We start from the raw sequence: 8,195 nt of genomic DNA on the forward strand, positions 1-8,195 counted from the left end.
CCGGACCTGACGGTGGACGACCCGGACGGCGCGGGCACCCTCGTCCTCGGCTGGGGCTCCACCTACGGACCGATCACGGCGGCGGTACGGCGGCTGCGCAGAGCCGGGGAATCCATCGCCCAGGCCCACCTGCGCCACCTCAACCCCTTCCCGCGGAATCTGGGTTCCGTGCTGGAGCGTTACGACAAGGTGGTGATCCCCGAGATGAACCTCGGGCAGCTCGCCACGCTCATCCGGGCGAAGTACCTGGTCGACGCGCACTCGTACAACCAGGTCAACGGCATGCCGTTCAAGGCGGAGCAGCTCGCCGCGGCTCTGAAGGAGGCCATCGATGGCTGAGACGTCCACGCAAGGCGCCGGCACCGTCGAGGCGCTGTCCCTGGTCCCCAAGGCCGAGGGCAGGCAGTCGATGAAGGACTTCAAGTCCGACCAGGAAGTGCGCTGGTGCCCCGGCTGCGGCGACTACGCCATCCTCGCCGCGGTGCAGGGCTTCATGCCCGAGCTGGGGCTGGCGAAGGAGAACATCGTCTTCGTCTCGGGCATCGGCTGCTCGTCACGCTTCCCGTACTACATGAACACCTACGGGATGCACTCCATCCACGGCCGCGCCCCCGCCATCGCCACGGGTCTGGCCAGCTCCCGGCGCGATCTGTCGGTGTGGGTGGTCACCGGTGACGGCGACGCGCTGTCCATCGGCGGCAACCACCTGATCCACGCGCTGCGGCGCAACGTCAACTTGAAGATCCTGCTGTTCAACAACCGGATCTACGGCCTGACCAAGGGCCAGTACTCGCCGACCTCCGAGGTCGGCAAGATCACCAAGTCGACGCCGATGGGCTCGCTGGACGCGCCGTTCAACCCGGTGTCGCTGGCGATCGGCGCGGAGGCGTCGTTCGTGGCGCGGACGGTGGACTCCGACCGCAAGCACCTCACCGAGGTGCTCCGCCAGGCCTCCGCCCACCAGGGCACGGCGCTGATCGAGATCTACCAGAACTGCAACATCTTCAACGACGGCGCCTTCGACGCCCTGAAGGACAAGCAGCAGGCCGAGGAGGCCGTGATCCGCCTGGAGCACGGCCGGCCGATCCGCTTCGGCGCCGACCTGGCCAAGGGCGTCGTGCGGGACGAGCTGACCGGGGACCTGAAGGTGGTCGCCGTGACGCCGGAGAACGAGGGGCGGATCCTGGTCCACGACGCGCACTCCGCGTCCCCGACCACGGCGTTCGCGCTGTCCCGGCTCGCCGACCCGGACACACTGCACCACACGCCGATCGGTGTGTTCCGCTCGGTCGACCGGCCCGTCTACGACACGCAGATGGCCGACCAGCTGGACCACGCCATCGAGCAGCACGGCAAGGGCGACCTGGCCGCGCTGCTGGCCGGCGGCGACACCTGGACCGTCGTCGGCTGACCGGCGCCCCGCACGGCACCGCGAGGCCCGGGACCGCTAGGAGGCGGCCCGGGCCTCGTCGTACGTCCGGCGTGCCCGCTCCACGTCGTCCATGCGCTGCTGCGTCCACCGCGCGAGGGTCCGGACCTGCTCGGCGGCCTCGCGGCCCAGGCCGGTGAGGGAGTAGTCGACGCGGGGCGGGATGACGGGCTTGGCGTCGCGGTGGACCAGGCCGTCGCGCTCCAGGGTCTGGAGGGTCTGGGTGAGCATCTTCTCGCTCACCCCGCGGCCCCCGTACGCGCCGATCGCCCGGCGCAGCTCGCTGAAGCGGTGCGGGCGGTCCAGGAGCTCGATCAGGACGAGCACGCCCCAGCGGCTGGTGACGTGCTCCAGGACGAGCCGGTAGGGGCACAGCGCCTCGAAGTCACTTACTGCCATGCCAGTACCTTACTTCAAAGTGGGTACTTTCCACGAGTTAGCGCTTCTCCTATGGTTAGTGCCATCGCACCCCACAAGGAGAGTTCTCACCATGAGCATCGTCGTCACCGGAGCCACCGGACACCTCGGCCGCCACGTCGTGGAGCAGTTGCTGGAGAAGGTCCCGGCCGAGCAGATCACCGCGGTCGTGCGGGACGCCGCCAAGGCCGCCGACCTCGCCGGGCGCGGCGTGCGGATCGCCCGCGCCGACTACAACTCCCCCGCCTCCTTCGACGGCCTGTTCTCCGCCGGCGACAAGGTGCTGCTGATCTCGGGCAACGAGTTCGCCAAGGGGCGGGTGCAGCAGCACAAGGTCGTCATCGACGCCGCCGGGGCCGCCGGTGTCGCCCTGCTCGCCTACACCAGCGCCCCGGGCAGCCTGACCGCCGCGCTCGCCGACGACCACCGCGGCACCGAGGAGCTCCTGCTGGGCTCCGGTGTGCCCTACGCGCTGCTGCGCAACGGCTGGTACCACGAGAACTACACCGAGAACCTCGCCCCGGTGCTGGAGCACGACGCGGTCGTCGCCGCGGCCGGCGAGGGCAGGGTCTCCTCCGCCTCCCGCGCCGACTACGCAGCCGCTGCCGTCGCCGTGCTGACCGGTGAGGGCCACGAGAACAAGACGTACGAGCTGGGCGGCGACACCCCCTGGAGCTTCGCCGAGTACGCGGCCGAGCTGAGCCGGCAGACCGGCAGGGAGATCGCCTACCAGGCCGTCTCCGTCGAGGCGTTGACCTCGATCCTGACGGGCGCGGGCCTGCCGGAGCCGGTCGCGCGGATGCTCGCGGGCGTCGACGCCTCCATCGAGAAGGGCGAGCTGGTCGTCTCCACCGGCGACCTGTCCCGGCTGATCGGCCGCCCGACCGCCCCGCTCTCCGAGGCCGTCGCCGCCGCGCTCAAGGGCTGACGCCGCGCGGGACCCCCGAGCCCCCCACCCCCCGGCTGTCATGACCGTATGCCGATACGGACATGACAGCCGGGGGCGCCCGGCGTTACCGTCGAGCACGCGGACAGGACGTGCGAAGGAGGGGCCCGTGAGGCGCAAGCCGAGGGGTGAGCGGCACATAGGACTGCTGAACGGCTTCGCGGCCTACGGCATGTGGGGTCTGGTCCCCCTGTACTGGCCCCTGCTCAAGCCCGCCGGGGCGACGGAGATCCTGGCCCACCGGATGGTGTGGTCGCTGGTCTTCGTCGGTGCCGCCCTGCTCGTGCTGCGCCGCTGGGCCTGGGCGGGCGAGCTGCTGCGCCGGCCCCGGAAGCTGGGCCTGATCACGGTCGCCGCGACGGTCATCACCGTCAACTGGGGCCTGTACATCTGGGCCGTGAACTCCGGGCACGTCGTCGAGGCCTCGCTCGGGTACTTCATCAACCCGCTGGTCACCATCGCGATGGGCGTGCTGCTGCTGAAGGAACGGCTGCGGCCGGTGCAGTGGGCGGCGGTCGGGACCGGCTGCGCGGCGGTCGTCGTGCTGACCATCGGCTACGGCCGGCTGCCGTGGATCTCCCTCTGCCTCGCCTTCTCCTTCGCCACGTACGGGCTGGTGAAGAAGAAGGTGAACCTCGGCGGCGTCGAGTCGCTGGCCGCCGAGACCGCGATCCAGTTCCTGCCCGCGCTCGGCTTCCTGCTGTGGCTGGGCCTGCACGGCGAGGCCACCTTCGCCGCCGAGGGCGCCGGGCACGCGGCCCTGCTCGCCTCGGCCGGGATCGTCACCGCGCTCCCCCTGGTCTGCTTCGGCGCGGCCGCGATCCGCGTCCCGCTGTCCACCATCGGCCTGCTGCAGTACCTGACGCCCGTCTTCCAGTTCCTGCTCGGCGTCTTCTACTTCCACGAGGAGATGCCGCCGGAGCGCTGGGCCGGCTTCGCGCTGGTGTGGCTGGCGCTGGCGTTGCTCACCGGGGACGCGCTGCGCACCGCCCGCCGGACCTCCCGCGCGCTGACCACCGAGATCAGCGCGCCCAGCACCACCAGGACGACCGGCACGATCAGCGCCGCGCGGAAGGCCGACAGCGTGGCCTCGGGGCCGGACCCGGTGGACGCCAGGCCGTAGACCGCGGTCACCGCCGAGATGCCGATCGCGGATCCGAACTGCGTCGCCGTGGTGAGCAGCCCGCCGGCCAGACCCTGCTCCGACTCGTCGACCCCGGTCGTGGCCGCGATCGTCAGCGGGCCGTACGCCAGGGCGAACGCGAAACCGGACAGCAGCAGGGTCGGGAACATCATCGCGTAGGACCAGTCCATGCCGACCGGCAGGAACAGGGTGTAGGCGGCCACCCCCAGCAGGAAACCGGCGAGGATCACCCGGGCGTTGCCGAAGCGGGCGACCAGTCTCGGGGTGAGCGTCGGCGCCAGGACCGCGTCGACGCCCATGACGACCAGGGCGACGGCGGTCTGCAGGGAGGACCAGCCGCGCAGTTCCTGCAGGTAGAGCGTGACGACGAACTGGAAGCCGAAGAAGGCGCCCAGGAAGAGCAGCGCCCCCAGGTCGGCGCGGACGACCGGGCCCTTGCGCAGGATCCCGAGACGGACCAGCGGGTCCGGGCAGCGCCGCTCGACCACGACGAAGGCACCCGCCAGGAGCAGGGACGCGAGCCCCGACACCAGGGTGAGCGGCCAGCCGCGCAGACCGTGCTCCAGGCGTACGACGGTGTAGGCGGCCAGCAGCATGGCGCCGGCGGCGGTGATCGCGCCGGGCAGGTCGAAGGTGCGCCGCCGCGCGGGCGGGGCGTCCTGCCGGGGCACCAGGCGCACGGCCGCGACGAGCAGGCCGGCGGTCAGCAGCACCGGCGCGAAGAACACCCAGCGCCAGCCGAGCTCGGTGAGCAGGCCGCCGATGACCAGACCGAGGGAGAAGCCGGCCGCGCCGGTCCCGGCGAAGACCAGCAGGGCCTTGTTGCGCCCCGGCCCCTCCGCGTAGGACGTGGTGATCAGGGAGAGCGCGGCCGGGGTCATGAACGCGGCGGCGACGCCGGTGACGAACCGGGCGACGATCAGCATCCAGCCGTCCGTGGCGAGGCCGCCGAGTCCGGAGAAGGCGAGGAAGACGGTCAGCCAGAGCAGGAACATCCGCCGCCGGCCGAGCAGGTCGGCGGCCCGGCCGCCCAGGAGGGTGAAGCCGGCGTACCCCAGCACGTAGGCGCTCAGCACCCAGGCCGCCGTGCCGGTGGCAAGACCGAGATCGGAGCGGATGGCCGGGATCGCCACCGCCATCATCGCGACGTCGGCGCCCTCCAGGAAGATCGTCCCGCACAGGACGAGCAGCAACGCCCAGGCCCGCGTGCCCATGAACCAACCCTCCTCCGGTGAGGGCCGGTCACGCAAACGGGGCTCGGTCCGCTCGTCGGCTCCCCGGCCGCTGCGCCTTCGGTGCCGTGGCGGCCCGCGTGCAGTACATGTGGCCGCATGACGCAGACACCGGCATCAGCCACTCCCGTGCACTGGAAAGTCGTGATCGACGCGAACGACCCGCACGCCCAGGCCGTGTTCTGGGCCGCGGCGCTGCGGTACGAGGTCGAGGACAACAGTGCCCTCATCGAGAAGCTGCTGGGCCTCGGCGCCCTGCCCGAGGAGGCCACGGTCGACTTCCACGGCCGCCGGGCCTTCCGGGACCTGGTCGCCGTACGGCACCCCGAGGACCCCTTCGAGCCGGAGAGCGGGACCGGGCTGGGGCGGCGGCTGCTGTTCCAGCGGGTGCCGGAGGCCAAGACGGGCAAGAACCGGCTCCACCTCGACCTGCACCCGGGCGAGGGGCGGCGCGCGGAGGAGGCCGCCCGGCTTCAGACGCTCGGCGCGCGTGTGCTGCGGCACGTGCGGGAGCAGGGCGGCGAATGGCTCGTGATGGCGGACCCGGAGGGCAACGAGTTCTGCGTGCAGTGACGGCGGGCGGGTGCGGCGGCCGGGGTGCGGCCGGCGGGCGCGGCAGCCGGGTGTGACGGCCGGGCGGGGCGGCCGGGTGTGACGGCCGGGCGCGGCAACGCCCTGGCCAAATAGCGGTCTTGACGGAGAGTCAGTCCCAGCTTCACCATCCAGGCACCCCATTCACTGTGGGCTGCCCGTGGACACCCCGAGGGCGGCCCCAAGGGAATCCGGAGCCCCCACATGAAGCTCTCCGTTTCCGCGCGCGCCGTCGCGGCGGCCGGCATGGCGACCGCCATGCTGCTGACCGGCGGTGCCGTGGCCGACGCCGCGTCCTCCGCACTCCCCAGAGCGGCCGCCGCGCCGGACATACCCCTGGCGGGCGTCAAGGCCCACCTCTCCCAGCTGCAGTCCATAGCCACCGCCAACGGCGGCAACCGCGCCCACGGCCGCACCGGCTACAAGGCCTCGCTCGACTACATCAAGGCCAGGCTGGACGCCGCCGGATACACCACGACCGTCCAGCAGTTCACCGCCTCCGGCCGCACCGGCTACAACCTGATCGCCGACTGGCCCGGCGGTGACCCGAACCAGGTCGTGATGGCCGGCTCGCACCTCGACAGCGTCTCCTCAGGACCCGGCATCAACGACAACGGGTCCGGCTCGTCCGCCGTCCTGGAGACCGCCCTGGCCGTCTCCCGGGCGCAGTACAAGCCCACCAAGCACCTGCGGTTCGCCTGGTGGGGCGCCGAGGAACTCGGCCTGGTCGGCTCCCGCTACTACGTCAACCGGCTCGCCACCGGCGACCGTTCGCGGATCAGCGCCTACCTGAACTTCGACATGATCGGCTCCCCGAACCCGGGCTACTTCGTCTACGACGACGACCCGGCGATCGAGAAGACCTTCAAGGACTACTTCACCGGCATCGGCGTCCCGACGGAGATCGAGACCGAGGGCGACGGCCGCTCCGACCACGCGCCCTTCAAGAGCGCGGGCGTACCGGTGGGCGGCCTGTTCACCGGGGCCAGCCGGGCGAAGACGGCGGCGCAGGCGGCCAAGTGGGGCGGTACGGCGGGGCAGGCCTTCGACCGCTGCTACCACTCCTCCTGCGACACCACCGCCAACATCAACGACACCGCCCTCGACCGCAACAGCGACGCCCTCGCGCACGCGGTGTGGGAACTGTCGGAGTGATCCGCACGGCTACTGCCGGGCGCGTGCGGTGAGACGGCCCATGCGGGCCCGGGCCGACTCCAGCTCCTCGATCTCCTCGGCGGCCGGACCGCCCTCGGAGGCGAGCTCGGTCCACAGGCCCACCAGGTCGCGCCCCAGCTCCAGTCCCACGGCCGGGTCGCGCACGGCGCGCCAGGCGGTGGCCGCGCTGCGCACGTTGCCGTAGGCGCCCTCCGCGTCGCCGGCCCGGCGCCGGGCACCGGCCAGGTCGAGCGACAGGTGGAACGCGCGGAGCGGGTCGCCGGCCAGGTAGGCGATGTACGCGGTCAGTTCGCGCAGCCGGAGCACCTCCGGGTGCTCCGGTCCGAGCGTCCCGGACGCCTGCGCGACGGTCCGGTCCGCCAGCTCGGCCGCCGCCTCGATCCGGCCCTCCTTCACGGCCTCGTTGATGCGCCCGACCGGCTCCGCGAGGAGCGCGGGCGCGGCGGAGTCGCCCGGGGCGCCGAGGGGTTCGTCCCCGAGCACGGCCTCCGCGACGGCGTCGAAGCCGCGCGGGGGCGTGGGCTTGGGGTCGGGGTCGGCGGCCAGCAGCGCGGCGTCCGGGATCGGCTCGGGCCGCGGCCGCGGCCGGGACCCGGCTCCGGCCTCGGGACCGGGCAGCGGCCTGGCCTCCACGGGCGGGTGGCCGGCCTCCGAACCCGGCAGCGGCCGGGCGTCCATGGGCGGGGGCGGCCCGAACGCACCGGTGGGCGGTGCGACGGTGCCGGGCGGCGCGGCCGGGGCCGCGTCCTGCGGTGTGCCCGGGGGCGTGTCCTGCGGGTCGGGTCCTGTGACCGCGCGCAGTTCGAACGTCGGTACGGGCTTGTCCGCCGACGGCGGCTCGGGCACCGCCCGCAGCGGGAACGTCGGGGTCGCGCCGCGCCCCGCTTCCGGCACGGGGCGCAGGACGTGCGTGGCCCGGTCCCCCTCGGCCCGCTCCGCCCCGGCCGGGGGCGTGTGCCCGGACTCGGCGGAGTGCGGGCGCGCGGGCTCAGCGGAATGCGGGCGAGCGGGCCCATCGGCGCGCGGGCCCGCGGACTCGGCCGGGGGTACGTGCACCGGCCCGGCCGGGGGCATGGACGTCGGCTCGGGCGGCGCGGGGTGCGCCGATCCGGCCGGGGACAAGGGCGCGGACTCGGAGAGGGCGCTGTGCGCCGGTCCTGCCGGGGGCATGGAAGGCCGCTCGGGCGGCGCGGTGTGCGCCGATCCCGCCGGGGCAGGGTGCACCGGCCCAACCGAGCCAGAGTGCGCCGATCCGGCCGA

Annotated in this window: 7 protein-coding genes and 2 pseudogenes; 6 read left to right on the forward strand and 3 right to left on the reverse strand. The window is 73.1% G+C overall.

Annotation, left to right across the window (positions count from 1 at the left end):
- Together ACPXCS_RS26485 and ACPXCS_RS26490 are read left to right on the forward strand one after the other, a co-directional pair.
- Positions 1–339, forward strand: a pseudogene (locus tag ACPXCS_RS26485) (2-oxoacid:acceptor oxidoreductase subunit alpha); the annotation flags it as partial.
- Entirely contained in the window at positions 332–1,411 is a 1,080-nt protein-coding gene (locus ACPXCS_RS26490) for a 2-oxoacid:ferredoxin oxidoreductase subunit beta (protein WP_425949946.1), read from the forward strand. The pseudogene ACPXCS_RS26485 and the gene ACPXCS_RS26490, both read left to right, overlap by 8 nt.
- Before the next feature lie 36 nt (positions 1,412–1,447).
- Here ACPXCS_RS26490 and ACPXCS_RS26495 read toward each other — a convergent pair whose 3' ends face one another.
- The gene (locus ACPXCS_RS26495; RefSeq protein WP_425949948.1) at positions 1,448–1,828 is read right to left on the reverse strand and encodes a winged helix-turn-helix transcriptional regulator; all 381 of its coding nucleotides are present in this window, start codon (positions 1,826–1,828) and stop codon (positions 1,448–1,450) included.
- Positions 1,829–1,919: 91 nt separating this feature from the next.
- Here ACPXCS_RS26495 and ACPXCS_RS26500 point away from each other — a divergent pair, with 91 nt between their 5' ends.
- Entirely contained in the window at positions 1,920–2,774 is an 855-nt protein-coding gene (locus ACPXCS_RS26500; protein WP_425949950.1) for an NAD(P)H-binding protein, read from the forward strand.
- A gap of 190 nt (positions 2,775–2,964) precedes the next feature.
- Entirely contained in the window at positions 2,965–3,915 is a 951-nt protein-coding gene (gene rarD / locus ACPXCS_RS26505; RefSeq protein ID WP_425950196.1) for an EamA family transporter RarD, read from the forward strand.
- Between the two features lie 80 nt (positions 3,916–3,995).
- Here rarD and ACPXCS_RS26510 read toward each other — a convergent pair.
- Positions 3,996–5,150 (reverse strand): annotated as a pseudogene (locus ACPXCS_RS26510) (MFS transporter); the annotation flags it as partial.
- Positions 5,151–5,267: 117 nt separating this feature from the next.
- On the opposite strand from ACPXCS_RS26510, the gene ACPXCS_RS26515 reads away from it, so the two are divergent.
- Both ACPXCS_RS26515 and ACPXCS_RS26520 read left to right on the forward strand, forming a co-directional pair.
- Positions 5,268–5,741: a VOC family protein gene (locus tag ACPXCS_RS26515; RefSeq protein ID WP_425949952.1), complete on the forward strand. Its 474-nt coding sequence runs from the start codon at positions 5,268–5,270 to the stop codon at positions 5,739–5,741.
- Positions 5,742–5,963: 222 nt separating this feature from the next.
- Positions 5,964–6,914, forward strand: a complete 951-nt coding sequence (locus ACPXCS_RS26520; protein ID WP_425949954.1) for a M28 family metallopeptidase — start codon at positions 5,964–5,966, stop codon at positions 6,912–6,914.
- A 9-nt stretch (positions 6,915–6,923) separates the two neighbouring features.
- Here the strand turns inward: ACPXCS_RS26520 and ACPXCS_RS26525 are convergent, their stop codons facing one another.
- Entirely contained in the window at positions 6,924–8,009 is a 1,086-nt protein-coding gene (locus ACPXCS_RS26525; RefSeq protein WP_425950198.1) for a tetratricopeptide repeat protein, read from the reverse strand.
- Positions 8,010–8,195: the final 186 nt, after the last annotated feature.

Source organism: Streptomyces sp. DT190 (genome assembly GCF_049846985.1).
Taxonomy (GTDB): domain Bacteria; phylum Actinomycetota; class Actinomycetes; order Streptomycetales; family Streptomycetaceae; genus Streptomyces.